1 pseudogene is annotated in these 454 nt (G+C 70.7%); it reads right to left on the bottom strand.

From position 1 onward, the window contains the following. Positions 1-189: 189 nt before the first annotated feature. A pseudogene (locus tag AC0AIB_RS31260) lies at positions 190-454 on the bottom strand (ABC transporter ATP-binding protein); the annotation flags it as partial.

Below are 454 nucleotides of genomic sequence, written 5' to 3'. Positions count from 1 at the left end.
CAGCGGACCGGCGGGGTGGAGCGCCCGCCGCCGCTTCCCGGCCGTGTCCGTCAACCTTCCCCGCGTACGGCGGAATTGACGTCATCCGCCGGGAGGAGATCGCCCCTGGGGGCCTACTGCGGGCGGTCTGCCGGGCACCGCACGGCCCCCGCCGGAACGGTCCGGCGGGGGCCACGGGGAGAGCTGGGGCTACTTGCCCGTTTCGCGTTCGTACGCCTTGAGGACTTCCTCGGTGGGGACGTCCATGAGGAGCTCGCCCTTCTCCAGCCAGAGCGCGCGGTCGCAGGTGTCCCTGATCGACTTGTTGTTGTGGCTGACCAGGAAGACCGTCCCCGCCTCCTTGCGCAGCTCGCGGATCCGCTCCTCGGAGCGGACCCGGAACTTGCGGTCGCCGGTGGCCAGCGCCTCGTCGATCATGAGGACGTCGTGGTTCTTGGCGGCGGCGATCGAGAAG

The sequence above is a fragment of the Micromonospora sp. DSM 43699 genome, assembly GCF_055517075.1.
The sequence above is the reverse complement of the archived record's forward strand: the minus strand, read 5'-3'. Positions and strand labels throughout refer to the sequence as shown.